This window comes from Aquabacterium sp. UBA2148, assembly GCF_002328915.1.
GTDB classification, from domain to species: domain Bacteria; phylum Pseudomonadota; class Gammaproteobacteria; order Burkholderiales; family Burkholderiaceae_C; genus Aquabacterium; species Aquabacterium parvum.
In genome coordinates this window covers 1-928 of sequence record NZ_DCXA01000048.1, presented here as the reverse complement: position 1 = coordinate 928, position 928 = coordinate 1, and the positions used below count along the sequence as shown (strand labels likewise).

Below are 928 nucleotides of genomic sequence, written 5' to 3'. Positions count from 1 at the left end.
CGGCGCCGCCGCCGAAGCCGGCCAGCAGCCCCGTCAGTCGGCCTACGCCGCCTACCAGATCATCCGACGCAACGGTGCGGTCGTCTCGTTTGAACCCAGCAAGATCGCAGTCGCCCTGATGAAGGCCTTCCTGGCCGTTCACGGCACGCAAGGCGCCGCCTCCGCATCGGTGCGCGAAACCGTCGACGGCCTGACCGAAGCCGTGGTGCGCGGCCTGCTGCGCTCGCGCCCGAGCGGTGGCACCTTCCACATCGAAGACATCCAGGACCAGGTCGAGCTCGGCCTGATGCGCGGCGGCCACCACGAGATCGCCCGCGCCTACGTGCTGTATCGCGAGCGCCGCGCACAAGAGCGCGCCAAGCAAGCCAGCGAACAACAGGTCGCCGCCCCCACGCTGCACGTCATCGACCGCGGCCAGCGCGTGCCCCTGGACACCGCCGCCCTCAAGGCCCTGATCGAGACCTCCTGTGCTGGCCTGGGTGAAGACGTCAAGGCCGGCCCCATCTTCGCCGAGACCCAGCGCAACCTGTACGACGGCGTGTCCATCGACGAGGTCTACAAGGCCGCCATCCTGGCCGCCCGCACCCGCATCGAACACGACCCGGCCTACACCCGCGCCACCTCGCGCCTGCTGATGCACACCATCCGCCGCGAGATCCTGGGCGAAGAAGTCACGCACGCCGAAATGGCCACGCGTTACGCCGACTACTTCCCCGGCTTCATCAAGAAGGGCATCGAAGCCGAGTTGCTGGACGAAAAGCTCGGTCAGTTCGACCTGGCCCGTCTGGGCGCCGCGCTGAAGTACGAGCGCGACCTCAACTTCGACTACCTCGGCCTGCAGACCCTGTACGACCGCTACTTCCTGCACACCGAAGGCAAGCGCATCGAAATGCCGCAGGCTTTCTTCATGCGCGTGGCCATGGGCCTG

General features: G+C 67.5%; 1 protein-coding gene. It reads left to right on the top strand.

Going from position 1 to position 928, the window contains the following annotated elements; all coding sequences use genetic code 11:
• A partial coding sequence (locus tag B2W70_RS02480; protein ID WP_286742499.1) for an ATP cone domain-containing protein occupies positions 1 to 928 on the top strand: 928 nt, incomplete at both ends.